This window comes from Rhodocista pekingensis (genome assembly GCF_042665545.1).
In the GTDB taxonomy this organism is placed as follows: Bacteria; Pseudomonadota; Alphaproteobacteria; order Azospirillales; family Azospirillaceae; genus Rhodocista; species Rhodocista pekingensis.
In genome coordinates this window covers 183,334-208,536 of the sequence record NZ_JBHTCM010000004.1, presented here as the reverse complement: position 1 = coordinate 208,536, position 25,203 = coordinate 183,334, and the positions used below count along the sequence as shown (strand labels likewise).

Here is a 25,203-nt window from a genome sequence, read left to right as displayed (position 1 = left end):
TAGGGGCGTGCGGCGGACCACATGCCCGCCAGGGGTCACGGCCGTGCCGTGGCGACGGCATGCATCCGGACCGGGCGGGCCGGGGAGCCCCGGGCCGAGGTCGGTCAGGCGTCGCCCGTCAAGCGCCGGCTGTCAGGCAACGGAGAACTTGCGCTCCTCTTCCCGCTTCTTGGCCGGCTGATAGGCCATGGCGGCATGTTCGGCGCAGTAGGGCATGCCCGGCAGGGCCGTCTTGCCGCAGAAATGGAAATCGGGGTGCTTGGGATCGCCGACCGGCCATTTGCACATGCGCTCGGTCAGCGACAGGATCGTGGCGCCGCGGGTCGGCTTCTTCTTGATCGGGGAGGGACGACCGGACAGGCCGAGGCGGTGGGCCTTGCCGATCACCGCGTTCCGGGTGACGTTGCCCAGAAGCTCGGCGATCTCACTGGCGCTCATCCCCTGCCCCCAGAGCTCGCGCAGCTTCCCGATCCGCTCTTCCGTCCAACTCATGAAGGTTTCTCCCCCAAGCTCCCGCGCGGCATCGGCGCCCGGGACCGTCCGTCCCGGGGCATGACCGCGACCGCAGGCCCGGCTGCCTGCCATAGGTCACCTGTCAACACAAGAGGCTACATCTTGTGTCGCACAGTGCCCAACCGTACCAAATTTGCTTCCGGATGGGTAGGGGGCGGCTGCGATTTTTCTGTGGGAAACTCCGCAGACGCCCCCCGCGGGGGGTATGATGGCCGGCCGCCATTGCGGCCCGGGCTACTGGCCCTGGGCCAGGGAGAAGCCGGGTGCGCCGTCGAAAGTATAGAGACGCGCCGTCTGCACAATATCGAATCCTGCATCCGCCATGCGCACGATCAGCGCAGCGATGGCGTTCTGGGTCACGGCGGCGGTGCCCTCCCCCATCACCCGCAGGCGCCAGTGGTCGATGCAGAAGGTTTCCGGTGCGCCGTCGGGCCAGACCTTCTGGCCGCGGTTGGAGATGACGGACAGTTTCAGCCCGTCCTGCACCAGCGGCAGAACGCGGGCCGCCATGGCGTCGCCGTCGCCGCCGGTGTGATCGACGAAGATGTCACAGCCGACCAGCCGCTTCTTCGCATCGTTGCGGGTCTTGAGCTGAATGCCGGCGAAGCTGGCCTTGGCGCCGACCTCGTAGCTGGCCGGGGTCAGCGTCACCGGCCGCTCGCCCAGCCGGTCGATCAGATTGGCCGCGAAGTCGCGGGTGCCGACGCGGGCCTTGGAGATGCCGCGCTTGAAGATGTCCACCGTATGGATGCCGTCCTCGACCATCCGCAGCCAGGCATTGTGGATGCGCTCCGCCGCTTCGGCCTGCCCGACATGCACGAGCATCATCACCGAGGCCAGGATCAGGCCCGAGGGGTTGGCGATGCCCTTGCCGGCGATGTTCGGCGCCGAGCCGTGGATCGCCTCGAACATGGCGCACTGGTCGCCGATGTTGGAGGACCCGGCAAGCCCGACCGAGCCCGTGATCTGGGCCGCGATGTCGGAGATGATGTCGCCGTAGAGGTTCAGGGTGACGATGACGTCGAACTGCTCGGGCGTGTCCGCCAACCGGGCGGCGCCGATGTCGATGATCATCGTCTCGTGCTCGATCTCCGGATACTCGGCGGCGATCTCGTCGAAGACGCGATGGAACAGGCCATCGCTGATCTTCATGATGTTGTCCTTGACGAAGGCCGTCACCTTGCGCCGGTGGTTGGCGCGGGCATACTCGAAGGCGTAACGGATGATCTTCTCCGACCCCGGCCGGGAGATCAGCTTGACCGCCTGGGTCACGTCCTGGGTCTGCCGGTACTCGATGCCGGCATAGAGGTCCTCCTCGTTCTCGCGCACGATCACCACGTCCATCTGCGGGTGCTTCGTGTTGACGAACGGGTGGTAGCTGACGCAGGGCCGGATGTTGGCGTAGAGCCCCAGCGCGCCGCGGATCGTCACGTTCAAGGACTTGTAGCCGCCGCCCTGCGGCGTGGTGATCGGCGCCTTCAGGAACACGCGGGTGCGGCGCAGGCTGTCCCAGGCCGCCGGCTCCATGCCGTTCAGGATGCCGCGCCGGTAGACGCTCTCGCCGATCTGGATCTCCTCGTACTCCAGCGCGGCACCCGCCGCCTCCAGGATCTCCAGGGTCGCGTCCATGATCTCCGGACCGATCCCGTCGCCGCGCGCGATGGTGACCTTCGTCACGTCACTCATGCTGTCCGTCCTTTTCTGCCACTCCCCATCCATCGGGGGTATCCGGGCGCCGGGCAGACTATGCGCGGGCCGGACCCGTTTCAATCTAGCCCGATGCGCGGCCAGGGGCGGTAAACGGAGCGGCGGCCGGGGCCCCTGAAAGCCGCCGGATCAGTGGTTCAGCTCCCGCATGCCGCGGTCCAGCCCCTCCAGGGTCAGGGGGTACATGCGGCCGTCCATGAGCTGGCGGATCATGGCGATGGACTGGGTGTACCCCCAGTACTTCTCCGGCGTCGGGTTCAGCCAGATGGCATGGCGCCAGGTGTGCAGCAGCCGTTGCAGCCAGACCTGCCCGGCCTCGGCGTTCCAGTGCTCCACGCTGCCGCCGGGCTGCACGATCTCGTAGGGGCTCATGGCGGCGTCGCCGACGAAGACCAGCTTGTAGTCCGACCCGTAGGTGTGGATCACGTCCCAGGTAGACATCCGCTCGACATGGCGGCGGCGGTTGTCCTTCCAGACGCCTTCATAGACGCAGTTGTGGAAGTAGAAGTATTCGAGGTGCTTGAACTCCGTCCGGGCGGCGGAGAACAGCTCCTCGCAGACGCGCACATGGTCGTCCATGCTGCCGCCGACATCCAGGAACAGCAGCACCTTCACGGCATTGTGCCGCTCCGGCACCATCCGCAGGTCGAGCCAGCCGGCATTGCGCGCGGTGGAACGGATGGTGTCGGGCAGGTCCAGCACCTCGGCCGCGCCCTGGCGGGCGAACCGGCGCAGCCGCCGCAGCGCCACCTTGATGTTGCGGGTGCCCAGCTCCACCCGGTCGTCGAGATTGCGGAACTCCCGCCTGTCCCAGACCTTCACGGCGCGGCGGTGGCGGCTCTCCTGCTGGCCGATGCGGACGCCCTCCGGATTGTAGCCATGGGCCCCGAAGGGCGAAGTGCCGGCGGTGCCGATCCATTTCGAGCCGCCCTGGTGCCGCCCCTCCTGCTCGGCGAGGCGCTTCGCCAGAGTCTCCATCAGCCGGTCCCAGCCGCCCAGGGCCTGGATCTGGGCCTTCTCCTCCTCCGTCAGCAGCTTTTCGGCCAGCTTGCGCAGCCATTCCTCGGGGATCTGCGCGAAGATCTCCTGCGGCGTGGCGCCGGACGTCTCCAGCCCCTTGAAGACCTGGCCGAAGACCTGGTCGAAGCGGTCCAGGTTGCGCTCGTCCTTCACCAGCACGGCGCGGCAGAGATAGTAGAAGTCGTCGATGCTGTAGGCGGCGACGTGGGCCTGCATCGCCTCCATCAGCGCCAGATATTCCTTCAGGCTGACGGGCACCTGCGCCTTGCGCAGTTCGTAGAAGAAGGTGGTGAACATCGGCGCTGCCCTGCGGCGTTCCGGGACCGGAACTGTAGCAGAGGCGCCGGCCGCGGATGAAGGGCGGGCCTATTCCGCGGCCAGGGCCTCCGCACGGCGGTGATACCAGACGCCCAGTGTCTCGCGCCGGCCGCGCAGGGAGACGCTCTCCGCCGAGGAGAAGCCGTCCAGGGCCTGCGGACCGCGCACCGCCACCGCGGCCTGCACGAGATCGTCGCTGGCGACGATGTCGGCGTCGAGATCGCGGGTGATCTTCTCCAGCCGGCTGGCGACGTTGACCGTGTCGCCAATCACCGTGAACTCCACCTGCCGGTCGCCGCCGATGTCGCCCAGGATCACGGGGCCGTAATGCAGACCGATGCAGAGCCGCAGCGCCGGTTCGCCCCGCTGCCGGCGCTCCCGGTTCCAGTCCCGCAGCGCCTCTGTCATGGCGCGGGCGCAGGCCAGCGCCTCGGCCGGATCGGCGTCCGTCGCCGCCACCGTACCGAAGGTGGCCATGACGCAGTCCCCGACATACTTGTCGATGGTGCCGCCATGGGCGAAGACACAGCGCTCCATGCGCTGACGGAAACCGCGCAGCAGCTCGATCACCTCGGGCGGCGGCGTCGTCTCGCAGATCCGGGTGAAGCCCATCAGGTCCGCGAACAGCACCGCCACCGGGCGGGTCTGTGGCTGGGCGAAGGGGCTGTCCTTGGCGGCAAGGCGGTCCACCATGTCCGGCGAGAAGTAGCGGGCGAGGTTCGCCCGCTCCCGCTCCACCGCCACCGTGTCCGCCACCAGCCGGCGGGAACGCCCGACCACCACCGCCAGCACGAAGGCGACCAGCAGCAGGAGCAGCACCTGGCTGCCCCAGTTGACGACGTCCACGAACATCGGGTCGAGATAGACCGCGAGGAAATCCCCCACCGTGTTGGCGCCGCCATAGGCGAGATCGGAATGGTAGCTGCCGGGCTGGGCCATCACCCAGAGGGCCCCCACGGTCCAGACGAGGGCAGCGGACAGCCCGGCCCAGACGACGAGGCCGGGCGACTGCGCCAGCGCCGTGCCGGCGATGAAGAGGAAGAACAGCGAGAACCAGACGCTGCGCAGCATCACCGGCGGCGGCAGCACCTCCCCGCCGATGGTGGCCATGCCCAGCAGGCCGTAGCCGATCAGCAGATTGTCCAGCGCCACCAGGGGATAGAGCATCCAGGGCCGGTACCAGTCCGTCCGGGTCAGCCAGACGGAGACGAGCGACAGGCCGGAGAGGAGCCCGACGATGACATAGGGCCGCAGATTCTCCATCGCCACGTCGATGGACAGGACCCAGCCCAGGATCACCACCATGGTGATCAGCCGCGCGATCGCCAGCAGGCGCACGCCGCGGCGCTGTTCGCGCAGGAAGGCCGCATCCAGGCGCGCGACCTGCCGCTCGACCAGAGAGTCCGCCATGGCACCATCCCCCAGACACGCCCGCTCACGCACGCCCGCTCACGCCTGTTCCCTGCCGGGCAATCCCGGCGGAAACAAGGCATCCGGAAGGCGTGATCCTGCCCCTTCCGAGCGGGGGCGGAAAAGCACGGATTCCGCTCAGGCGCCGAACCAGATCAGGCGACGAGCCAGAACAGGGCGAACAGACCGTCCGGGTCGGTCCAGGTCCGTTCCGCCCGCAGCCCGGCGCGGGCCCCCAGGGCCGCGAATCCAGGCAGCGTATACTTGTAGGAGTTCTCCGTGTGGATCGTCTCTCCCGCCTGGAAGGCGAAGCTCCGTCCCGCCGCCCGGACGATCTGGTCGCGGCGGCTGACCAGATGCATCTCCACCCGGCCGCGGTCGGAATCGTAGAAGGCGCGGTGGGCGAAGGCGTCCAGATCGAAGCTGCCGCCCAGCTCGCGGTTGATGCGTGCCAGCAGGTTCAGGTTGAAGGCCGCCGTCACCCCGGCCGCGTCGTTGTAGGCGGCGTGCAGCAGGGCCGGGTCCTTGCGCAGATCCACGCCGACCAGCAGGCCCCCGGGCCGTTCATCGGCCGCCCGCGGCCCGGCCCGGCGCAGCCAGCGGCCCCAGAGGGAAAGGAAGGCCAGCGCCTCGACCGGGTCCAGGTTGCCGATGGTGGAGCCGGGAAAGAACACCACCCGCCGCCCTGGCAGCCGCGACGCCGGCGGCGGCACCGCGATCCCGGACAGGAACTCGGGATGCAGGCAGTCGGCGCACAGGGCCAGCACGTCCAGCCCCGGATAGTCCGCCGCCAGCCGGTCGCAGGCGGCGCGCAGATGCGCCCGGCTGATGTCGATGCCGACATAGCCGGCCGGGTCCTTCAGCCGGTCGAGCAGGAGCCGCACCTTGACGGAGGAGCCGCTGCCCAGCTCGATCACCTGGCAGCCCGGCCCCAGCAGGTCCGCCATCTCCGCCCCGGACTGCGCCAGAATGCCGATCTCCGTTTGCGTCGGATAGTATTCGGGCTGGTCGGTGATGCGGTCGAACAGGCGCGAGCCCTCGGCATCGTAGAAGAAGGTCGCGGACAGGGTCCGCGGCCGTGCCGACAGGCCGCGCAGCACGGCCTCGCGGAACCCCTCCTCGCGCGGGGCGAGGTCGAGGAAGCTGGCGCGCGCCGGGCCGTGGCCCGGCCCGGGTGCGGTCGTCGCGTCGCGGGACATCGGCCCCCCTCCTCCTGGCTTCCCCTCAGCGGGCCAGACGGAGGCCGCTGAACTGCCAGCGCGCGGCCGGCGGGAAGAAGTTGCGGTAGGTGGGCCGGACATGGCCGACGGGGGTGGCGCAGGAGCCGCCGCGCAGGACCATCTGTCCGCTCATGAACTTGCCGTTGTACTCGCCCACCGCCCCGGCCGCCGTGCGGAAGCCCGGATAGGGGAGATAGGCGGACGCGGTCCAGTCCCAGACCTCCCCGTACCAGGACGGACCCGACAGCGGAGCGGGGTGATAACGCCCGGCATCGGCAAAGGTGCCCGAGGGCGCGCGCAGGGCGGCCACCGTCTCCCACTCGGCTTCCGTCGGCAGCCGGCCGCCGGGACCGGCCTGGACCCCGGCGGCCCAGCGGGCGAAGGCGTCGGCCTCGTACTGGCTGACATGGGCGACCGGCTCCGCCGGGTCGGGGCGGCGCTCGCCGGAGAGGGTGAAGACCCGCCAGTCGCCGTCCCCGGCGTCGCGCCAGTAGAGCGGCGCCCGCCAGCCTTCCGCCTGCACCAGGGCCCAGCCGTCGGAGAGCCAGAGCGACGGCGTGGCATAGCCGCCGTCCGCCATGAAGGCCAGCCACTCGCCGCAGGTGACCGGCCGGTCGGCCAGCGCGAAGGGCTCCAGCCAGACGCGGTGGCGCGGGCCTTCATTGTCGTAGGCGAAGCCGGAACCGGCATGGCCGACCTCCACCAACCCGCCGGGATGCTCGACCCAGCCGAGCGGCGGCGGCACCCCCGACGCCCTGTCCTCCGTCCCAGGGCGGGCGGGCCGCAGGAGATGCCGCAGGGGGTTCTGGGCCAGCAGGTGCTTGAGGTCCGTCAGCAGCAGTTCCTGGTGCTGCTGCTCATGCGCGATGCCCAGGTCGATCAGGTCCAGGGCATCGGCCGTGGGGTCGGTTTCCAGGAAGGCGGCCAGCCGGCGGTCCACCTGCGCCCGCCACTCCAGCACCTCGGCCACGCCGGGCCGGGTGACGAGCCCGCGCCGGGACCGCGGATGCCGCTCGCCCGCGGCGACGTAATAGGAGTTGAAGAGATAGGCCCAGGCGGGATCGTGCGGCGGCTGGCCGGCATGCGGCCCCAGCACGAAGGTCTCGAAGAACCAGGTCGTGTGCGCCAGATGCCACTTCACCGGGCTGGCATCGGGCATGGACTGCACGACCATGTCCTCGGTCGACAGGCCGTCGGTCAGGGCGACGCTGCGGGCGCGGGTCGCGGCAAGGCGGGCGGCCAGCAGGGCGGCCCGGTCGGGGCAGGCATCGGGCATGGACGGCTCCGGCGGCGGGGATCATTCCGCCTCCAGGATAGAGGCATCCACCGCAGCCCCGGCCGGCAACTCCCGTCAGGTCCGGCGATTCCGCCCTAGGCCGATGGGCCGGGGACCGGCCCTCCGTCCGCCAGGGGCAGAGGACGATGCTTCTACTCCGTCCCCCGCTCCCGCCGGGTCATGAAGGCGAGGCGTTCGAACAGGTGGACGTCCTGCTCGTTCTTCAGCAGGGCGCCATGCAGCGGCGGGATCAGCTTCTTGGGATCGCGCTGGCGCAGCGTCTCGGCCGGGATGTCCTCCACCAGCAGCAGGCGCAGCCAGTCCAGCAGCTCCGACGTGCTGGGCTTCTTCTTCAGACCCGGCACCTCCCGCACCTCGTAGAACAGGGCCAGCGCGTCGCGCAGCAGTTCCTGCTTCAGGTCCGGAAAGTGGACGCCCACGATGCGGCGCATCGTGTCGGGATCGGGGAAGCGGATGTAGTGGAAGAAGCAGCGGCGCAGGAAGGCGTCCGGCAGTTCCTTCTCGTTGTTCGAGGTGATGATGACGACGGGCCGTTGCCGCGCCTTCACCGTCTCCCCCGTCTCGTAGACGTGGAACTCCATGCGGTCGAGTTCCAGCAGCAGGTCGTTGGGGAACTCGATGTCCGCCTTGTCCACCTCGTCGATCAGCAGGACGGGCGCGGGCTCGGTTTCGAACGCCTGCCACAGCCGACCCTTGCGGATGTAGTTGCGGATGTCATGGACGCGCGGATCGCCCAGCTGACTGTCGCGCAGGCGGCTGACCGCATCGTACTCGTAGAGGCCCTGCTGCGCCTTGGTCGTGGATTTGATGTGCCAGGACAGCAGCGGCCGGCCGAGCGCCCCCGCCACCTCCTGCGCCAGCACGGTCTTGCCGGTGCCGGGCTCGCCCTTCACCAGCAGCGGACGTTGCAGGGTGATGGCGGCGTTGACGGCGACGCGCAGATCGTCGGTGGCGACGTAGCTGGAGGTGCCTTCGAAACGGGTCATGCCCTGCCCTTCCTTCACCCTTTCAGGAACCGCCGCCCTTTCAGGAACCGGCGCCCGGTCAGGGCCCGAGCCCGTTCCGGAGCGGTGCCCGCCCGGGCCTGCGCGGTGCGGAGGTGGGCAGCTAACCACCCCGCCCGCCGGCTGCAAAGCGGCAATACGGGCCGGTGCCGCGGGTATCCGTCAGGCGGAACGGCGGGGCGCCCGGACGGCGGCATGGCCGTCCGGCGCCCCCGGTCCGCCAGCCCGTGCCGGCTACTCCGCCGCCGCCGCGGTGCCGGCCAGCACCGCTTCGATGGCCGCGACGGCGGCGTCGGCCTTACCGGCGTCGGGGCCGCCGGCCTGGGCCATGTCGGGACGGCCGCCGCCGCCCTTGCCGCCCATCGCCACCGACCCGGCCCGGACGAGATCGACGGCCGACAGCCGGCCGACCAGATCCTCGGTGATGCCGACGACGAGGGAACCCTTGCCGTCCGCCTGGGAGATGGCGACGACGACGCCGGAGCCGACCTGCTTCTTCAGGTCATCGGCCAGGGGCTTCAGGTCCTTCGCCGGCAGGTCGGGCAGCACGCGGGCCAGCAGCTTCACGCCGCCGACCTCCTTCACCGCGGCGCCGGCGGCAGGCCCGGCCCCGCCGCCCAGCGCCACCTGACGGCGCAGGTCGGCCAGTTCCTTCTCCAGCCGGCGACGCTCCTCGACCAGGGCCGCGACCTTGGCCGGCACCTCCGCCGGCGGGACCTTGAGCGCCGAGGCAGCCTGGATCAGCCGGCCCTCCTGCTCGTCCAGATGGGCGAGCGCGCCGCGCCCGGTCATTGCCTCGATGCGGCGGACACCGGCGGCCACCGCCCCTTCGGAGACGATCCTGAACAGGCCGATGTCGCCGGTGCGGCGGACATGGGTGCCGCCGCACAGCTCGACGGAGAACTCCTTGTTGCCGCCGGCATCGACCCCGCCCATGGAGACGACGCGCACCTCCTCGCCGTACTTCTCCCCGAACAGCGCCATGGCGCCCAGCTCGATCGCGGCATCCGGCGTCATCAGCCGGGTGGTGACCTCGGAATTGCCGAGGATGCGGCGGTTCACCTCCGCCTCCACCGCCTGCACGTCCTCGGCCGAGAGCGGCGTCGGCTGGCTGATGTCGAAGCGCAGGCGCTCCGGCGCGACCAGCGAGCCCTTCTGCGTGACATGCTCGCCCAGGCGGCGGCGCAGCGCCTCGTGCAGCAGGTGGGTGGCGGAGTGGTTGGCGCGGATGTCGGCCCGGCGCGCCCCGTCCACCCGCAGTTCCACGACGTCGCCGACCGCGAGCGTGCCGCGCGTCACCGCACCGATGTGGGCCCAGACGGCACCCAGCTTCTTCTGCGTGTCGCGCACCGCGACCTCGGCCCCGCCGGCCGAGAACAGCACGCCGCTGTCGCCGACCTGACCGCCGGATTCGCCATAGAACGGCGTCTGGTTGACGACGACGATGACCTCCTGTCCGGCCGCGGCCCGCTCCAGCCGGGTCCCGGCGGGATCGAGCAGGGCCGTGACCTTGGCCTCCGCCATCTCGGCGTCGTAGCCGAGGAACTCGGTGGCGCCGACCTCGTCCTTCAGCTCGAACCAGACCCGCTCGGTCGCCGCCTCGCCCGACCCGGCCCAGGCGGCGCGGGCCTTGCGCCGCTGCTCCTCCATGGCGGCGTTGAAGCCGTCCACGTCCACGCCGCGCTGGCGGCCGCGCAGCACGTCCTGCGTCAGGTCGAGGGGGAAGCCGTAGGTATCGTAGAGGGTGAAGGCGACCTGCCCGGGCAGCGCCTGCCCGGGCACGAGCCGGGCTTCCTCCTCGTCCAGCAGGCGCAGGCCGCGGTCGAGCGTCTGCTTGAACTTCGTCTCCTCCAGCCGCAGCGTCTCGGTGATCAGCGGCTGGGCGCGCTGCAACTCGGTGTAATGGCCGCCCATCTCCCGCACCAGCGCCGGCACCAGCCGGTACATCACCGGGTCCTTGGCGCCCAGCATGTGGGCATGGCGCATGGCCCGGCGCATGATCCGGCGCAGCACGTAGCCGCGGCCCTCGTTCGACGGCATGACGCCGTCGGCGATGAGGAAGGAGCAGGCGCGCAGATGGTCGGCGATGACGCGGTGGCTGACCGCGTGCGTCCCCTCCGGCGGGGCGCCGGTGGCATCGGCCGAGGCGACGATCAGCGCCCGCATCAGGTCGGTGTCGTAGTTGTCATGCACCCCCTGGAGCACGGCCGCCAGCCGCTCCAGCCCCATGCCGGTGTCGATCGAGGGCTTCGGCAGCGGCACCCGCTCATGGCCGCCATCCTTCGGGAACTGCTCGTACTGCATGAAGACGAGGTTCCAGATCTCGATGAAGCGGTCGCCGTCCTGCTCGGCACTGCCCGGCGGGCCACCGGCGATATGCGGGCCGTGATCGAAGAAGATCTCGGAACACGGACCGCAGGGGCCGGTGTCGCCCATCATCCAGAAATTGTCGGAGGTGTGAATGCGGATGATCTTGTCGTCGCCGAAGCCGGCGACCTTCTTCCAGAGGTCCGCCGCCTCGTCGTCGGTGTGGAAAACGGTGACGCAGAGCCGGTCCTTCGGCAGACCGTACTCCTTCGTGATCAGGGTCCAGGCCAGTTCGATCGCATCGGCCTTGAAGTAGTCGCCGAAGCTGAAATTGCCCAGCATCTCGAAGAAGGTGTGGTGCCGGGCCGTGTAGCCGACATTCTCCAGGTCGTTGTGCTTGCCGCCGGCGCGGACGCACTTCTGCGCGGTGACGGCCCGGCTGTAGGGCCGCGTCTCATTGCCGGTGAAGACGTTCTTGAACTGCACCATCCCGGCGTTGGTGAACATCAACGTCGGGTCGTTGCGCGGCACGAGCGGCGAGCTGTCCACGACGGCGTGGCCGTTCTTCTTGAAGAAATCCAGGAAGGTGGCGCGGATCTCGTTCGCGGTCTTCTTGCTCATGACGGGTACGGCCCTGCTGCTCGTCAAACGTGCCGGATGGCGCGGAACGGGGGTTTTACCGTGGGCAGATGGGGGATGTCCACGGCAAGGCACAGGGACAGGCGCAGGCACCGGAGCGACCTACCCCGGCGATGCTTCGGACGGCGGGGCCGGCCCGAAAACAGAGGGGGCGCGGGCGCCGCCGCAGGCCCTTGCGCCCCCACCGGCCGGCCACCGGAACGGGGCCGATCAGTCCGGGCTGGAGGCGTCGCCGTCGGACTCGGGCGCTCCCATCATGGCGCTGGCGACAAGACCGGCATTGGCGCGGACCTTGGTTTCGATCGCCTCCGCCACGGCGGGATTGTTGCGCAGGAAGGTCTTGGCGTTCTCCCGCCCCTGCCCGATGCGCTGGCCGTCGTAGGAGAACCAGGCGCCCGACTTCTCCACCACCCCGGCCTGGATGCCGAGGTCGAGCAGTTCGCCCACCTTGGACACGCCCTCACCGTACATGATGTCGAATTCGACCACCCGGAACGGAGGCGCCATCTTGTTCTTGACCACCTTCACGCGGGTCTGGTTGCCGACCACGTTGTCGCGGTCCTTGATCGCACCGATGCGGCGGATGTCGAGACGGATGGAGGCGTAGAACTTCAGCGCGTTGCCGCCCGTCGTCGTCTCCGGGTTGCCGAACATGACGCCGATCTTCAGACGGATCTGGTTGATGAAGATGACGAGGCAGCGCGACTTGGAGATGGAGCCGGTCAGCTTACGCAAGGCCTGGCTCATCAGCCGGGCATGCAGGCCGACATGGCTGTCGCCCATCTCCCCTTCCAGCTCTGCCCGCGGCACCAGCGCGGCCACGGAATCCACCACCAGCACGTCGATGGCGCCGGAGCGGACCAGCGTGTCCGCGATCTCCAGCGCCTGCTCGCCGGCGTCGGGCTGGGAGATCAGCAGTTCGTCCACGTCCACGCCCAGCTTGCGGGCATAGGCCGGGTCGAGGGCGTGTTCCGCGTCCACGAAGGCGCAGGTGCCGCCGGCCTTCTGCGCTTCCGCGATGGCATGGAGTGCGAGCGTCGTCTTGCCCGAACTTTCCGGCCCGTAGATCTCGACGATGCGGCCGCGGGGAAGCCCGCCGATGCCGAGCGCGATGTCGAGGCCGAGGGAGCCGGTGGAGATCGCCTCCGTCTCCGACATCGCCTCCCGCGCGCCGAGCTTCATGATGGAGCCCTTGCCGAACGCGCGTTCGATCTGGCCGAGGGCGGCGTCCAGCGCTTTCTGCTTATCCATGGGGGTGTCTACCAGACGGAGTGAAGCTGCCGACATTGGCGGTTCCTTTCCTTCTCGCACGGCGGGGAAGCGCGTTCAACCGCGGGAAAATGTACCCGTTCCGTTCCTGTCCGCCAAGCGAAAATGTTCCCCCTATGTTCACTTTTCCCGTTCACCGACAGGAGTACCCGGAACTTTCAGAACAAGACGGTATTTTTCGCGCATTAAGTGTATTAGAATTTTCTGTCATTCAGTTTTCGAATATCACATATGACGTTTTAGCCAGCAAACCATTGAAATATCAGGGAGCCGCAGAAATGCAGGGGGTACAGCGCAGGCCGGGACTAAATGAATATGCACAAGTGGTCCTGCAACTCGCGGTCTACGTTTCATTAACAGAAGACGGCTGAGAAATGCACTTATCACCAACTGAATCGTATAGTATGCATAAGAACGTCCATTTTTCTTGAGATGCTGCCACCGGTGTGGGCTGGCGGCGGGGGAGGCTTGCGCCGATGTCCAGCATCCTGAAGTCTGTTGCAGCGGCTCTCGCCTCGCGGGCCGTTACCGTCAAGCTCTATGCCATCGCCGCCGGGCTGCTTCTTCTGATTGCCGTTGTCGGCGGTCAGGCTCTGATCGAGATGCGCAAGGATCTTCTGCATAGCCGCATCGAAGCGCTGGGGGATCTGGTCGAAACAGCCCAGAGCATCGCCGCGGAACTCAACCAGGAAGTGCAGGCCGGCCAGATCAGCCGGGAGGAGGCGATCACCCGTTTCCGGGACCGGGCCCGGGCGATGCGCTACAACGGCGGCAGCGACTACATGGTCGCCTATGACATGAACGGAACCCAGCTTGTCGGGGCCGATCCCCGGCAGGAGGGAACCAACCGGCTGGACGTCCAGGATTCCAATGGCGTCTACATCGTCCGGGAATTCCTCCGGGTCGCTTCGGCCGGCGGCAGCGGCACGGTCGAGTACCATTATCCCCGCCCGGGCAACACGGAGCCGTCCCCGAAGATCACCTATGTCCACGCCTACGAGCCGTGGAACATGGTGATCGGCACCGGGGTCTACATCGACGACATCGACGCCGCCTTCCAGCGCAAGCTGGCCAGCTTCGGCATGACCATCGCCGTCATCATCGCCGGTGCCCTGTTCGTCGTCTGGCTGGTGGCCCGCGGCATCACCGGCCCGCTCTCCACCCTGGAGGGCTGCATGGGCCGACTGGCCGCCGGCGACCTGACGACCCCGATCCCGGCGGTGAAGCGGCTGGACGAGATCGGTCGCATGGTCAAGGCGGTGGAGGTCTTCAAGACGAACGCGCTCGACCGCCAGCGCCTGGAGAAGGAGCAGGTCGAGGCCAAGGCCCGGGCCGAAACCGAACGGCGCGCCTCGCTGATACGCCTCGCCAACGAGTTCGAGGCCAGCGTCGGCGAGATCGTCAACGCCGTCTCCAGCTCCGCCACCGAGACGGAAACCGCCGCCGTCGCCATGAGCAGCTCCGCCGAGCAGTCCACCCGGCAGGCCGCCGCCGTCGCCGCCGCCGCCGACCAGGCCTCGACCAACGTCAACATGGTGGCCGGCGCCACCGAGGAACTGTCCGCCTCCATCCAGGAGATCAGCCGGCAGGTGGACAGCTCGACCAAGATCGCCGGGCAGGCCGTCTCGGACGTGGAGCGGACCAACTCCATCATGTCGGCCTTGCAGGCAGCCGCCCAGCAGATCGGTGCCGTCGTCGAGCTGATCAACACCATCGCCGGCCAGACCAATCTGCTGGCGCTGAACGCCACCATCGAGGCTGCCCGCGCCGGCGAGGCCGGCAAGGGCTTCGCGGTGGTGGCGTCGGAGGTCAAGGCCCTGGCCAACCAGACGGCCAAGGCCACCGACGAGATCCAGCTCAAGGTCGCGGAGATCCGCAACGCCACCGGCGACGCCGTCGCCGCCATCCGGCAGGTCGCCGAAACCGTGACCCGCATCAACGGCATCACCACCACCGTCGCCGCCGCGGTGGAGGAACAGAGCGCCGCCACCCGTGAGATCGCCGGCAACGTGCAGCAGGCCGCCGCCGGAACCCAGGAGGTCTCCAGCAACATCGCCGGGGTCACCCAGGCCGCCGGCGAAACCGGGGCTGCCGCATCGCAGATGCTGTCCGCCGCGGCCAACCTGTCGAAGGAAGCCGCCAACCTGCGCAATCAGGTGCAGACGTTCCTGGAGACGGTCCGGCGGGGCTGAGGCAGTCCCCCGCCGGTCCACCCGCCCCGGGCATCGGAACCGGGGCTCCGTCTGGCATCCGAAGGAGAGCCGCTGATACCGGCGCAGGATGCAAGGCGATGGCCGGACAGAGGCCCGGGGTTCCGGGCCTTGTCCGGTTCTTCAACGGCTGTTCAAGCGAAAACGGTTCAAGAATAACTGTATTGTCGATCTTTATTCAGCACTCCGAGTTTTCGCCGCTTTCGCCAAGACCGCCCCGTTCCATGACAGGCCGCCACCCCAGGGTGGCGGCGAAGGGAGATCTTTGCCTATGACCGGCTTTCTCAGATCCACCGTTACCGCCCTCGCATCGCGGGCCGTCACGGCCAAGCTCTACGCCATCGCCTCTGCATTACTGGTCCTGATCGCCGTGGTCGGCGGTCAGGCCCTGATCGAAATGCGCCGGGACCTGATGGCGAGCCGTGTCGAAGCGTTGGAAGATCTCGTGGACATCGTCCACAGTCTGGCGGCCGACCTCGACAAGCCGGTGCAGGCCGGCCAGATCACCCGGGAAGAGGCCCTGGCCCGCTTCCGGGAGCAGGCCCGCGCGCTGCGCTACAACGACGGCAGCGACTACATCTTCGCCTATGACATGAACGGCGTCAGTCTGGTCCTGCCGGACCCGAAACAGGAAGGCGAGGACCGGATCGACCGTCAGGACGCGGTCGGCAACTACTTCGTCCGGGACTTCGTGCGGGCAGCATCGAGCGGCGGCGGCATCGTGGAGTACTGGTATCCGCGGGCCGGCACCACGGAACCGATCCCGAAGATCGCCTTCATCCGCGCCTACGAGCCGTGGAACATCCTGATCGGCACCGGGGTCTATACCGACGACATCGACGCCGCCTTCCAGCGCAAGCTGGCCAGCTTCGGCATGACCATCGCCGTCATCATCGCCGGTGCCCTGTTCGTTGTCTGGCTGGTGGCCCGCGGCATCTCCGGCCCGCTCTCCACCCTGGAGGGCTGCATGGGCCGGCTGGCCGCCGGCGACCTGACGACCCCGATCCCGGCGGTGAAGCGGCTGGACGAGATCGGCCGCATGGTCAAGGCCGTGGAGATCTTCAAGACCAATGCGCTCGACCGCCAGCGCCTGGAGAAGGAGCAGGTCGAGGCCAAGGCCCGGGCCGAAACCGAACGGCGCGCCTCGCTGATACGCCTCGCCAACGAGTTCGAGGCCAGCGTCGGCGAGATCGTCAACGCCGTCTCCAGCTCCGCCACCGAGACGGAAACCGCCGCCGTCGCCATGAGCAGCTCCGCCGAGCAGTCCACCCGGCAGGCTGCCGCCGTCGCCGCCGCCGCCGACCAGGCCTCGACCAACGTCAACATGGTGGCCGGCGCCACCGAGGAACTGTCCGCCTCCATCCAGGAGATCAGCCGGCAGGTGGACAGCTCGACCAAGATCGCCGGGCAGGCCGTGGCCGACGTGGAGCGGACCAGCACGATCATGACCGCCCTTCAGGCGGCAGCCCAGCAGATCGGCGCCGTCGTCGAGCTGATCAATACCATCGCCGGCCAGACCAATCTGCTGGCGCTGAATGCCACCATCGAGGCTGCCCGCGCCGGCGAGGCCGGCAAGGGCTTCGCCGTCGTCGCCTCTGAGGTCAAGGCCCTGGCAACCCAGACGGCCAAGGCCACCGACGAGATCCAGCTCAAGGTCGCGGAGATCCGCAACGCCACCGGCGACGCCGTCGCCGCCATCCGGCAGGTCGCCGAAACCGTGACCCGCATCAACGGCATCACCACCACCGTCGCCGCCGCGGTGGAGGAACAGAGCGCCGCCACCCGCGAGATCGCCGGCAACGTGCAGCAAGCCGCCGCCGGAACCCAGGAGGTCTCGAGCAACATCGCCGGGGTCACCCAGGCCGCCGGCGAAACCGGGGCTGCCGCATCGCAGATGCAGTCCGCCGCGGCCAACCTGTCGAAGGAGGCCGCCAACCTGCGCAATCAGGTGCAGACGTTCCTGGAGACGGTCCGGCGGGGCTGAGGCAGTCCCCCGCCGGTCCGCCCGCCCCGGCCCATGAGGGGGACGGACGGAACCGGAACCGGGCGGCCGACGGGAGAGCCCGCATATGGGGGCCTCCCCGGCCGGGACAAGCGGGCCCGCGGCCGCTCCGAAGGGGCAGAGCCGGGGGCCCGTCCTGCTGTCCCGGGGTTCCGGTGCAGACCGGCGGACGGAATCAGCCCTGGGCCATGACCTCCTTCACCTTGGAAGCGAGCTGCTTCAGGCTGAAGGGCTTGGGCAGGAACTCGATGCGGGTGCCGGCGTCCACCGCGTCGCGGAACCTGTCTTCGGTGTAGCCGGAGATGAAGATGACCTTGATCTCCGGCCGGAGCCGGCGCACCTCCCGGATCAGGGTGGGACCGTCCATCTGCGGCATCACCACGTCGGTGATGACGAGATCCACCTTCGGCCCGCCCTCGCGCCGGAGCTGTTCCAGCGCCACCTCACCGCTCCTGGCCTCCAGCACCAGATAGCCCTTGTTGCGCAGGGCGCGGGCCCCGAACACGCGCACCGCATCCTCGTCCTCCACGAGCAGGATGGTGCCCATGCCGGTAAGGTCGGCCGTCGCCCGCTCCTTCGGCTCGGGCGGCGGCGCGGCCGTCACCGGCTCGCTGTGCCGTGGCAGGAAGATGGAGAACTTCGCCCCCTGGCCGGGGGCGGAATCCACGAAGATGAAGCCGCCCGTCTGGCGCACGATGCCGTAGACGGTGGAGAGCCCGAGGCCCGTGCCCGATCCCACCTCCTTCGTCGAGAAGAAGGGGTCGAAGATGCGCTGGAGGTTCTCCTTCGGGATGCCGACACCCGTATCCGCCACCTCGATCACGACATAGTCGCCGGGCGGCATCTCCTCCGACTCGCGCCGCACCGGCCCCGTGGCAGAGAAGTTGCTGGTGACGATGCTGAGCCGACCGCCGCCCGTCATGGCGTCGCGGGCATTGACGGCGAGGTTGATGATGACCTGTTCGAGCTGACCCTGGTCCACCTTGACCAGCCCGAGATCGCGCCCGTGCAGCATGCGCAGCTCGATGTTCTCGCCGATCAGCCGGCGCAGCAGGTTCGACAGTTCCGCCAGCACGTCGGTGACGCTGAGCACCCGCGGCTGCAAGGTCTGCTGCCGCGAGAAGGCAAGGAGCTGGCGGACCAGATTGGCCGCCCGGTTGGCGTTCTGCTTGATCTGCATGATGTCGGAGAAGGACTGGTCCCCCGGCTTGTGGCGCAGCAGCAGCAGATCGCAGAAGCCGATCATCGCCGTCAGCAGGTTGTTGAAGTCGTGCGCCACGCCGCCGGCAAGCTGGCCGATCGCCTGCATCTTCTGCGACTGGACGATCTGGTTCTCCAGGCTCTTCTGTTCAGTCATGTCCACGACGTGGAGGACAAGGCCGCCCTCCCCGTCCAGATCGATGCGGCGGGCGAACAGGTGGACCATCGGACCGCCGGCGCCGCGCATGCTGATCTCGATGGGCGTGCTGCCGGCCACCACCTCGCGCCCGTTCAGGATGTCGAGCAGCCGCCCGACCAGTTCCGCGCGCTTCTCCCGCTGGAAGGCCATGCCGATGGGCCGGCCCTGCACCTCCTCCAGCGCCGACCCGGCCAGCGACAGGAAGGTGGCGTTGCATTCGGCCAGCCGCAGTTCCGGATCGACCAGCGCCACACCGATCGGCGCATACTCGAAGAACCGTTGGAACCGCCGCTCCGCCCGCTCCATCGCCTGCCGCCGCGGCAGGTCCGGGGAGAGATCGCAGAGCAGCAGCACGTCGCGCCGGCCGTCGGGGCCGTCCTCCACGATGCGGTAGCCGTTGGCCGGCATGGCGCTGCCGTCGGGACGCAGCAGCGCCACCTCGGACGGCAGGTCGGACGGCCGGGCCTCCGCCACGGGCAGCCCGGCCACGACCTGATCCAGGCGCAGGCCGCGGGCCGCCACGTCGCCGGGCGGAATGTCCAGCCAGCCGGCGGCGCGGGGGTTCGCCGCCAGCAGCACCCCGGCCGCGTCGGCGACGAGCACGCCCACGGGCGCCCCGTCGAGGGCGTCGGGGAAGGCATAGGCCGGCGCCGGCAGGGACGCCGCCCGCCACAGCACATGGCCCGGCCGTCCGGGCACCGGGACCGCAGACACCCGCCAGCGGGACGACCGGACGGATGGCGAGGACACCTCCAGGGCGGTCTCCCGGCCCTGCCGCGCCGCCGCGTCCATCCGGGCCAGCGCGACCGGGTCCAGATCGGGAAAGACGGAGGCCAGCGCCGCCCGGACACCGTTCCCGCCAGCGGCGGCGGTCCCGCCGCCCCCCGGGGGAAGCAGTTCCGCGAAGGAGCGGTTGATCAGCAGCAGGCGGTCGTCGGGGGCCAGCAAGGCCAGCGCGTCGGGCGCGGTGTCGAGCACGGCGCCGAGAAGCCCGCGGTCGCCCTGCCACCCGGCAACCGCCCGCTGCACCAGCCAGACCAGCCCCAAGGCACCGAATCCCAGAAGGCTGCCGACCAGCCAGACCAGCACGGTGCCATCGACGCTGGAGCCGGACACCGCCTCCAGCATGCCGCCGACGCCGATCAGGGCCAGCAGCGCCGCCCCCAGTGCTGCCACGCGCACGGGGTTTCCGGACAGGCGCTCCGACGGCGCTCGAGGCTGCGGATCGGGCGGCACGGGGCGGCTCTCCTTTCCGGAAGACGGGTGCGGCACCATAGCAGGCCACAGGCCGGAGACCAGAGCCCCCTCAGCCGGGAATCGGTTTGCGCTTCAGCTTGAAGACGTAGGAGATGACCTGGGCAACGGCTTTGTAGTGCTCGGCCGGGATTTCCTCGTCGACCTCGGCCGTGGCGAACAGGGCGCGGGCCAGCGGCGGGTTGGAGACGATGGGCACCCCGGCCTCCTCCGCCAGTTCGCGGATGCGCTTGGCGACCAGATCGGCCCCCTTGGCGACCACCCGGGGCGCCGACATGGCCGAGGCATCGTACTTCAGCGCCACGGCGAAGTGGGTCGGGTTGGTGACCACCACGTCGGCCGAAGGCACGGCCGTCATCATCCGGTTGCGGGCCCGCTGCATGCGGAGCTGCCGGATCTTGCTCTTGATCAGCGGGTCGCCCTCGGTCTGCTTGTACTCGTCCTTCACCTCCTGCTTGGTCATGCGCATCTGCTGCATGAACTGGTAACGCTGGAAGGCGTAGTCGGCCCCGGCGATGGCCCCCAGGACGATGACGACGGCCGCGATCAGCTTCGCCGCCTCATGGCGTGTCTCGACGATGACGGCGGGCAGCGGCAGGGCCAGGAAGTGCTCGATGGACGTCCACAGCGGCAGCAGCAGCACGCTGACGACGATGCCGACGAGAACCAGCTTGCCCAGCGACTTCAGGAACTCGACGAGATTCTTGAGCGAGACCTTGTTCTTCAGGCCGGTGAGCGGGTTCAGCTTGTTCAGGTCGAACTTGAACACGTTCTCGGCGGAGACCATCAGCCCGACCTGGACGATCGGCGCCGCCAGTGCCGCCAGCAGCAGCAGCACAAGCGTCGGCGCCAGCGCCAGCGCGATGTCCAGCGTGAGGTCCGTCAGCACGTCGCCCAGGGCTGCCGGCGCCATCAGGATGGCGTGCGGACGCTCCACGAACGGCATCATCGCGTCCCAGAGAATCCGCCCCGACCAGGGCAGCAGCAGCAGCACCATGACGAGCCCGGAGGCGAGGATGAACAGATGCCCGACCTCCATCGACTTGGCGACCTGCCCCTTCTCCCGGGCGTCGCGGAGTTTCTTGTCTGTCGGTTCTTCTGTTTTGGAGTCCTGGTCCTGATCCTCGGCCATCGCCGCTCCCCCCGGTCAGGGCCGCAACAGGCCGACGAGCTGATCCTCGAAATGGGTCAGCCAGAACAGCATGAGGGCGGAGAGGCTGAGGCTCAGCATCAGCGAGCCGATGGCGATCTGGATCGGCAGGCCGACGAAGAAGACCTGCACCTGCGGCACCAGCCGCGCGACCAGACCGAGCCCGAGATAGAAGAGGAAGCCGATGACGAAGAAGGGCACGGCAAGCTGCACCCCGATGGCGAAGCTGGTGTTCACGGTCTGGGCCAGATGCTCCGTCGCGTCCCCCAGCGGCAGCCCGTCCGCCGGGCTGAACAGGGTATAGCTGTCCACCACCGCCAGGATCAGCATGTGATGCAGGTCCGTGGCGAAGATGACGACCACCGCACCGATGCCCAGCAGGGCGCCGATCGGATTGCCCGGCGCCGCCAGCGCCGGGTTGAACGCCTGTGCGGCGGCGAGGCCGAGCTGGTTGGCGATGAGGAAGCCGCCCGTCTCAAGCGCGGTCAGCAGCACCCGCGCGATGGTGCCGATGAAGAGGCCGACCAGGATTTCGCTCACCACGAGCGCCGCCAGCTCGGCCGGGGCCGAGGGCTCCGGCGGCAGGTACTGGCGCACCACGGGCGTCACCACCGCCGCCACGACAAGGGCGAAGATCAGCCGGATGCGGGCGGAGATGGCCTGTTCCCCGATCGCGGGGATGATCATGAAGGCGGCGGCCAGCCGCACGAACACCAGCAGGAAGGCGAAGACCGAACCGCCGACGAACGCCGCGAGGTCCATCCCCCACCCCGCCTCAGCCGCCCGAGCCGATGGCGACGATCTTGTCCGCGATCCCTTCCATGAAGGAGCGCAGGTGCCCCAGCATGAACGGCATCAGGAAGACCATCGCCGCGAACATGATGACGATCTTCGGCACGAAGGTGATGGTCTGCTCCTGGATCTGAGTCAGCGCCTGGAACAGCGAGATCACGAGGCCGACGACGAGGCCGATCAGCATCAGCGGGCCGCCGACGATGACGACGACGAGAAGCGCCTCGCGCCCGATGGCGATGACATCCGCATCCGTCACGGCCCTGCCCCGTCCGTCAGATCGGCATCCGGAGGATTTCCTGATAGGCGGTGATGACCCGGTCGCGGACGTTCACCACCGCCTGGAGCGTGACCTCGGCATTGCTCACCGCGGTCACCACATCCGCCAGATCGGCCTTGCCGACGATGCCCTCGATGCTCTTCTGCTCGCCGGCCTTCATCGTGTCGATGGACTCCTCCGCCGCGTGGCGCAGCAGATCGCCGAAGGATTCGCCCTCCTCGGCAGGGGTCTTCATGCCGGGCTTGAGGCCCTGGACGGCGGCGTTCGCGTAGGCGGCGGCGGCACTGGTGAAGGGAACGGCCATGCTCGGTCACTCCTGCGGAAAAGCCTGCGCGCCTAGCTGCGCAGAAGCTCGATGGTACGGGTCAGCATCTGGCGCGTCGTGTCGATCACGTTGAGGTTGGCCTCATAGGACCGCTGTGCTTCGCGCATGTCCATGGATTCGACCAGCGTGTTGACGTTGGGCATCAGCACGTAGCCCTCGGCATCGGCGCTGGGGTGGCCGGGATCGTAGCGGCGCTGGAAGTCGCTGCGGTCCACGTCGATCTTCTTCACCTTCACGGTGGGCATGCCCAGCTCGCGGTTCAGCACGTTCTGGAACAGGATCACCTTGCGCCGGTAGGGCAGGTCGCCCGGCGTCGGCGCCGTGGAGTTGGCGTTGGCGAGATTCTCCGCGATCACCCGCAGCCGGGTGCCCTGCACCTTGAGGCCGGCGGCGGAGAGCGACAGGGTGTTCATCAGATCCATGGTTCAGTCTCCTGTCACGACCGTCACTGCCCGCCACGGCCGAGCGCCGTCTTCAGCATGGCGATCTGCTTGCGGTAGATGTTCGTGATGCCCTGGAACTCGATGGCGTTCTGGCCCAGCTTCGTCATCTGCTCCTCCAGCACCACCGCGTTGCCGTCGGGCGCCGTCTCGTAGGTGCCGCGCTGGCGGCCGTCCTTGAAGGGCCGGTCCCGGGGCAGGGTGCCGGCCATGTGCATCGGGTTGGTCCGCGCGATCTCCATCCGGCCGCTCTCGCGCAGCTCCTTGCGGAAATCGAAGGCCACGAGGTCCTGGGGCTTGTAGTCGGGCGTGTCGGAGTTGGCGACGTTCTGCGCCAGAACGCCCTGGCGCTGGCTGTGCCAGGCCATCTTTTCCGAGATGAGCTTGAACAGGCCGATCTTGTTCAGGTCCATGACACCCTTCCCTGCCCGATCTGGCTTCCGCCAGACCTGATTCGCACCACACTGACAAGCAAGAACCGTGCCCGGATACCGCCCCTGCCGGTTCCCGCCGGTCCGGCCGGCGGCATGACGCGGAATGCATAAAATTGAATCTATCTTTTCCTATCATACTCCACCCATAGGGTTAAGAGTTGGAAAACCGTGATCCATCCGGGGCAACCCGCAGGGTTTACCGGGGGGAAGGATTTGTTAAGCTGCGCCGCGCAGGATCGGCCCGCCACGGCGCGCGCCTGCCTGAGACCGTCGCCGTGAGCCCGCATCTGTGAGCCAGTCGCCTTGAGCCAGCCGGAGACACCGCCGCGCCGTCCCGTGGCCGTCGCCCTGAGGCACCAGCCGGGCGGCGAGTCGCTGCCGCGCATCGTCGCCAGCGGACACGGGGCCGTGGCCGAACAGATCCTGGAGATGGCCTTCGCCGCCGGGGTCAAGGTGCGCGAGGACGCCGATCTGGCGGAAATCCTGTCCGCCCTGGACCTGGACAGCGAGATCCCCCTGGAAGCGATTGCCGCCGTGGCGGAAATCCTTGCCTACGTCTACCGGGCGAACGGCACGCCGCCGGGCGCGCCGGCCCCGACCGGAAAAGCCGCGCCATGACCGATACCCTCCCCCCCGCCTCGTCCTCTCCTGCCTCGCCGGAGGAGATCGCCGCGGCGCTGACGGAGCTGCGCACCGTGCTGGAGCGCAGCGCCGGGCTGGTGCGCCAGCGCGATCTGGTGGACCTGGCCGGGCTGGAGACGGAGGCGCGGCAGCTCCTGGACGCCGCCGTAGCCCTGCCGCCGGAGCATGCCCGCCTGCTGCTGCCCTTCCTGGAGGAGGTGCTGGCGGCGCTGGAGGGCGTGCAGGCGGCCTTGACCGAGACCCACGGCGAGACGCTGGGCGGAGCCGAGCCGGCCAGCCGTCGCATGCGCGCCGCCGTCGCCTACCGCAAGCCGGAAGAAGCCTGATGCCGCGTCCCCCTTCCCGCCCGCCCGCGGGCGCCTCCGGAGCCTGAGCATGGACGCGACGAGCTATCTGCGCTTCATCGTGGCCCTGGTCTTCGTGCTGGCCCTTATCGGCGTCTTCGGCCTGCTGCTGCGCCGCTTCGGCCCCGGGGCCGGGCTGATGGCGCGGGCCCGGGGCGAGCGGCGGCTGGCCGTGGTCGAGGTCCTGCCGCTGGACGCCAAGCGCCGGCTGGTGCTGGTGCGCCGCGACGGCGTGGAGCACCTGCTGCTGCTGGGGGCCGCCACCGATCTGGTGGTCGAAGGCGGCCTGCCCGCCGCTGCTCCGCCGCCGCAGGCCGCCCCGCCCCGCCCCCCGGCACAGCCGTTCCGCGAGGCGCTGGCGCGGGTCCGGGGCGAGCCGGTGCGGACCGACGGGACGGACAGCGCAACCGCCGGCGGGGACGGGGCCTGAGCATGCGCATCCTGCCCCCGCCGAAAACGCTGCTCTGGCTGCTGCTGCCGGTCGCCATGGGCGGCCTGTTCCTGCTGCTGGCCGGTCCCGCCGCGGCCCAGAACTTCCAGCTCGACCTGGGTGAGCAGAACGGCACCGCGACCGGCCGGATCATCCAGCTTGTCGCGCTGCTGACGGTGCTGTCGCTGGCGCCCAGCATCCTGATCATGATGACCTGCTTCGTGCGCATCGTGATCGTGCTGTCGTTCCTGCGCTCGGCCATGGGCACGCAGCAGGTGCCGCCGAACCAGGTGCTGGTCAGTCTCGCCCTGTTCCTGACCTTCTTCATCATGGCGCCGGTGATGCAGGAGTCCTATGCCAACGGCATCCGGCCCCTGATCAATGAGGACATCGACGAGCTGACGGCGTTCAACCGCGCGGTGGAGCCGTTCCACGGCTTCATGATGAAGCATGTGCGCGAACGCGACCTGCAACTCTTCCTGGATATCGCCAAGACGGGGCCGGTGGCGGCCCCCAAGGACGTGCCGCTCCAGGTGGTGATCCCGGCCTTCATGCTGTCGGAGCTGAAGCGGGCCTTCGAGATCGGCTTCCTGGTCTTCGTGCCGTTCCTGGTCATCGACATGGTGGTGGCGTCGGTGCTGATGTCGATGGGCATGATGATGCTGCCCCCCACCCTGATCGCCCTGCCGTTCAAGGTGATCTTCTTCGTCCTGGTGGACGGCTGGTATCTGATCGTCGGCAGTCTGGTGCAGAGCTTCGGCACGACCTGACCGGCCCCGGCGCCGCCGCGCAGGGGC

The 25,203-nt window shown here is 68.9% G+C and carries 23 protein-coding genes; 7 read left to right on the top strand and 16 right to left on the bottom strand.

Features of this window, described 5'->3' with window-relative positions; genetic code table 11:
* Positions 1 to 132 precede the first annotated feature (132 nt).
* The 9 genes from ACFQPS_RS01540 to recA form a co-directional block, all read right to left on the bottom strand.
* Entirely contained in the window at positions 133 to 492 is a 360-nt protein-coding gene (locus tag ACFQPS_RS01540) for a GcrA family cell cycle regulator (RefSeq protein ID WP_377355854.1), read from the bottom strand.
* A gap of 255 nt (positions 493 to 747) precedes the next feature.
* Positions 748 to 2,199, bottom strand: coding sequence for an NADP-dependent isocitrate dehydrogenase (locus ACFQPS_RS01535; RefSeq protein WP_377355853.1), 1,452 nt, complete (start codon positions 2,197 to 2,199; stop codon positions 748 to 750).
* A 150-nt stretch (positions 2,200 to 2,349) separates the two neighbouring features.
* The gene (locus tag ACFQPS_RS01530) at positions 2,350 to 3,537 is read right to left on the bottom strand and encodes a vWA domain-containing protein (RefSeq protein WP_377355852.1); all 1,188 of its coding nucleotides are present in this window, start codon (positions 3,535 to 3,537) and stop codon (positions 2,350 to 2,352) included.
* A 69-nt stretch (positions 3,538 to 3,606) separates the two neighbouring features.
* Positions 3,607 to 4,968: an adenylate/guanylate cyclase domain-containing protein gene (locus ACFQPS_RS01525; RefSeq protein WP_377355850.1), complete on the bottom strand. Its 1,362-nt coding sequence runs from the start codon at positions 4,966 to 4,968 to the stop codon at positions 3,607 to 3,609.
* Between the two features lie 155 nt (positions 4,969 to 5,123).
* Positions 5,124 to 6,167: an L-histidine N(alpha)-methyltransferase gene (egtD, locus tag ACFQPS_RS01520; protein ID WP_377355849.1), complete on the bottom strand. Its 1,044-nt coding sequence runs from the start codon at positions 6,165 to 6,167 to the stop codon at positions 5,124 to 5,126.
* A gap of 25 nt (positions 6,168 to 6,192) precedes the next feature.
* Positions 6,193 to 7,464, bottom strand: coding sequence for an ergothioneine biosynthesis protein EgtB (gene egtB / locus ACFQPS_RS01515; protein WP_377355848.1), 1,272 nt, complete (start codon positions 7,462 to 7,464; stop codon positions 6,193 to 6,195).
* A gap of 152 nt (positions 7,465 to 7,616) precedes the next feature.
* Positions 7,617 to 8,471: an AAA family ATPase gene (locus ACFQPS_RS01510; protein ID WP_377355846.1), complete on the bottom strand. Its 855-nt coding sequence runs from the start codon at positions 8,469 to 8,471 to the stop codon at positions 7,617 to 7,619.
* 252 nt (positions 8,472 to 8,723) lie between these two features.
* Entirely contained in the window at positions 8,724 to 11,417 is a 2,694-nt protein-coding gene (gene alaS, locus ACFQPS_RS01505; RefSeq protein WP_377355845.1) for an alanine--tRNA ligase, read from the bottom strand.
* 228 nt (positions 11,418 to 11,645) lie between these two features.
* Positions 11,646 to 12,722 carry a recombinase RecA gene (gene recA, locus ACFQPS_RS01500; protein ID WP_377355843.1) on the bottom strand — a complete coding sequence of 359 codons (1,077 nt, stop codon included), beginning with the start codon at positions 12,720 to 12,722 and terminating at the stop codon, positions 11,646 to 11,648.
* Here recA and ACFQPS_RS01495 point away from each other — a divergent pair.
* The 3 genes from ACFQPS_RS01495 (at position 12,707) to ACFQPS_RS01485 (ending at position 16,898) form a co-directional block, all read left to right on the top strand.
* Entirely contained in the window at positions 12,707 to 13,075 is a 369-nt protein-coding gene (locus tag ACFQPS_RS01495; protein ID WP_377355842.1) for a hypothetical protein, read from the top strand. The two genes, recA and ACFQPS_RS01495, sit on opposite strands and share 16 nt — an antisense overlap.
* 105 nt (positions 13,076 to 13,180) lie before the next feature.
* Positions 13,181 to 14,896, top strand: coding sequence for a methyl-accepting chemotaxis protein (locus tag ACFQPS_RS01490; RefSeq protein ID WP_377355840.1), 1,716 nt, complete (start codon positions 13,181 to 13,183; stop codon positions 14,894 to 14,896).
* A gap of 289 nt (positions 14,897 to 15,185) precedes the next feature.
* Positions 15,186 to 16,898, top strand: coding sequence for a methyl-accepting chemotaxis protein (locus ACFQPS_RS01485; RefSeq protein WP_377355838.1), 1,713 nt, complete (start codon positions 15,186 to 15,188; stop codon positions 16,896 to 16,898).
* 193 nt (positions 16,899 to 17,091) lie between these two features.
* Here the strand turns inward: ACFQPS_RS01485 and ACFQPS_RS01480 are convergent, their stop codons facing one another.
* The 7 genes from ACFQPS_RS01480 to flgB all read right to left on the bottom strand — a co-directional run bounded on the left by ACFQPS_RS01480 (position 17,092) and on the right by flgB (position 22,969).
* The gene (locus ACFQPS_RS01480; protein WP_377355837.1) at positions 17,092 to 19,497 is read right to left on the bottom strand and encodes a hybrid sensor histidine kinase/response regulator; all 2,406 of its coding nucleotides are present in this window, start codon (positions 19,495 to 19,497) and stop codon (positions 17,092 to 17,094) included.
* A gap of 124 nt (positions 19,498 to 19,621) precedes the next feature.
* A complete protein-coding gene (gene flhB, locus ACFQPS_RS01475) occupies positions 19,622 to 20,701 on the bottom strand; it encodes a flagellar biosynthesis protein FlhB (protein WP_377355836.1) in 1,080 nt (359 codons plus the stop codon).
* A gap of 15 nt (positions 20,702 to 20,716) precedes the next feature.
* Positions 20,717 to 21,481, bottom strand: coding sequence for a flagellar biosynthetic protein FliR (gene fliR, locus ACFQPS_RS01470; RefSeq protein ID WP_377355834.1), 765 nt, complete (start codon positions 21,479 to 21,481; stop codon positions 20,717 to 20,719).
* 13 nt (positions 21,482 to 21,494) lie between these two features.
* Positions 21,495 to 21,770 carry a flagellar biosynthesis protein FliQ gene (gene fliQ, locus ACFQPS_RS01465; RefSeq protein ID WP_012566113.1) on the bottom strand — a complete coding sequence of 92 codons (276 nt, stop codon included), beginning with the start codon at positions 21,768 to 21,770 and terminating at the stop codon, positions 21,495 to 21,497.
* A 16-nt stretch (positions 21,771 to 21,786) separates the two neighbouring features.
* A complete protein-coding gene (fliE, locus tag ACFQPS_RS01460) occupies positions 21,787 to 22,095 on the bottom strand; it encodes a flagellar hook-basal body complex protein FliE (protein ID WP_377355831.1) in 309 nt (102 codons plus the stop codon).
* A 32-nt stretch (positions 22,096 to 22,127) separates the two neighbouring features.
* Complete coding sequence (gene flgC / locus ACFQPS_RS01455) at positions 22,128 to 22,538, bottom strand: flagellar basal body rod protein FlgC (protein WP_377355829.1); 411 nt, start codon at positions 22,536 to 22,538, stop codon at positions 22,128 to 22,130.
* A 23-nt stretch (positions 22,539 to 22,561) separates the two neighbouring features.
* Positions 22,562 to 22,969, bottom strand: a complete 408-nt coding sequence (flgB, locus tag ACFQPS_RS01450; protein ID WP_377355827.1) for a flagellar basal body rod protein FlgB — start codon at positions 22,967 to 22,969, stop codon at positions 22,562 to 22,564.
* A 324-nt stretch (positions 22,970 to 23,293) separates the two neighbouring features.
* Here flgB and ACFQPS_RS01445 point away from each other — a divergent pair, with 324 nt between their 5' ends.
* From ACFQPS_RS01445 to fliP, 4 genes are read left to right on the top strand one after another with little or no spacing between them, the layout of a single operon-like run.
* On the top strand, positions 23,294 to 23,608 hold the full coding sequence (locus ACFQPS_RS01445) for an EscU/YscU/HrcU family type III secretion system export apparatus switch protein (RefSeq protein WP_377355825.1): 315 nt from the start codon (positions 23,294 to 23,296) through the stop codon (positions 23,606 to 23,608).
* The gene (locus tag ACFQPS_RS01440; protein WP_377355823.1) at positions 23,605 to 23,958 is read left to right on the top strand and encodes a hypothetical protein; all 354 of its coding nucleotides are present in this window, start codon (positions 23,605 to 23,607) and stop codon (positions 23,956 to 23,958) included. Before ACFQPS_RS01445 ends, ACFQPS_RS01440 begins: the two co-directional genes overlap by 4 nt.
* A gap of 49 nt (positions 23,959 to 24,007) precedes the next feature.
* The gene (locus ACFQPS_RS01435; protein WP_377355821.1) at positions 24,008 to 24,406 is read left to right on the top strand and encodes a FliO/MopB family protein; all 399 of its coding nucleotides are present in this window, start codon (positions 24,008 to 24,010) and stop codon (positions 24,404 to 24,406) included.
* 2 nt (positions 24,407 to 24,408) lie between these two features.
* Complete coding sequence (gene fliP / locus ACFQPS_RS01430; protein WP_377355820.1) at positions 24,409 to 25,176, top strand: flagellar type III secretion system pore protein FliP; 768 nt, start codon at positions 24,409 to 24,411, stop codon at positions 25,174 to 25,176.
* Positions 25,177 to 25,203: the final 27 nt, after the last annotated feature.

What these genes read in the sequence shown, in the direction of transcription:
- fliE (WP_377355831.1), bottom strand. Translation starts at nt 22,095, where the DNA reads ATGGCCGTTCCCTTCACCAGTGCCGCCGCCGCCTACGCGAACGCCGCC.
- fliR (WP_377355834.1), bottom strand. Translation starts at nt 21,481, where the DNA reads ATGGACCTCGCGGCGTTCGTCGGCGGTTCGGTCTTCGCCTTCCTGCTG.
- egtD (WP_377355849.1), bottom strand. Translation starts at nt 6,167, where the DNA reads ATGTCCCGCGACGCGACGACCGCACCCGGGCCGGGCCACGGCCCGGCG.
- ACFQPS_RS01485 (WP_377355838.1), top strand. Translation starts at nt 15,186, where the DNA reads ATGACCGGCTTTCTCAGATCCACCGTTACCGCCCTCGCATCGCGGGCC.
- ACFQPS_RS01540 (WP_377355854.1), bottom strand. Translation starts at nt 492, where the DNA reads ATGAGTTGGACGGAAGAGCGGATCGGGAAGCTGCGCGAGCTCTGGGGG.
- ACFQPS_RS01535 (WP_377355853.1), bottom strand. Translation starts at nt 2,199, where the DNA reads ATGAGTGACGTGACGAAGGTCACCATCGCGCGCGGCGACGGGATCGGT.
- flhB (WP_377355836.1), bottom strand. Translation starts at nt 20,701, where the DNA reads ATGGCCGAGGATCAGGACCAGGACTCCAAAACAGAAGAACCGACAGAC.
- ACFQPS_RS01530 (WP_377355852.1), bottom strand. Translation starts at nt 3,537, where the DNA reads ATGTTCACCACCTTCTTCTACGAACTGCGCAAGGCGCAGGTGCCCGTC.
- ACFQPS_RS01435 (WP_377355821.1), top strand. Translation starts at nt 24,008, where the DNA reads ATGGACGCGACGAGCTATCTGCGCTTCATCGTGGCCCTGGTCTTCGTG.
- egtB (WP_377355848.1), bottom strand. Translation starts at nt 7,464, where the DNA reads ATGCCCGATGCCTGCCCCGACCGGGCCGCCCTGCTGGCCGCCCGCCTT.
- alaS (WP_377355845.1), bottom strand. Translation starts at nt 11,417, where the DNA reads ATGAGCAAGAAGACCGCGAACGAGATCCGCGCCACCTTCCTGGATTTC.
- ACFQPS_RS01490 (WP_377355840.1), top strand. Translation starts at nt 13,181, where the DNA reads ATGTCCAGCATCCTGAAGTCTGTTGCAGCGGCTCTCGCCTCGCGGGCC.
- ACFQPS_RS01510 (WP_377355846.1), bottom strand. Translation starts at nt 8,471, where the DNA reads ATGACCCGTTTCGAAGGCACCTCCAGCTACGTCGCCACCGACGATCTG.
- ACFQPS_RS01440 (WP_377355823.1), top strand. Translation starts at nt 23,605, where the DNA reads ATGACCGATACCCTCCCCCCCGCCTCGTCCTCTCCTGCCTCGCCGGAG.
- fliP (WP_377355820.1), top strand. Translation starts at nt 24,409, where the DNA reads ATGCGCATCCTGCCCCCGCCGAAAACGCTGCTCTGGCTGCTGCTGCCG.
- flgB (WP_377355827.1), bottom strand. Translation starts at nt 22,969, where the DNA reads ATGGACCTGAACAAGATCGGCCTGTTCAAGCTCATCTCGGAAAAGATG.
- recA (WP_377355843.1), bottom strand. Translation starts at nt 12,722, where the DNA reads ATGTCGGCAGCTTCACTCCGTCTGGTAGACACCCCCATGGATAAGCAG.
- flgC (WP_377355829.1), bottom strand. Translation starts at nt 22,538, where the DNA reads ATGGATCTGATGAACACCCTGTCGCTCTCCGCCGCCGGCCTCAAGGTG.
- ACFQPS_RS01525 (WP_377355850.1), bottom strand. Translation starts at nt 4,968, where the DNA reads ATGGCGGACTCTCTGGTCGAGCGGCAGGTCGCGCGCCTGGATGCGGCC.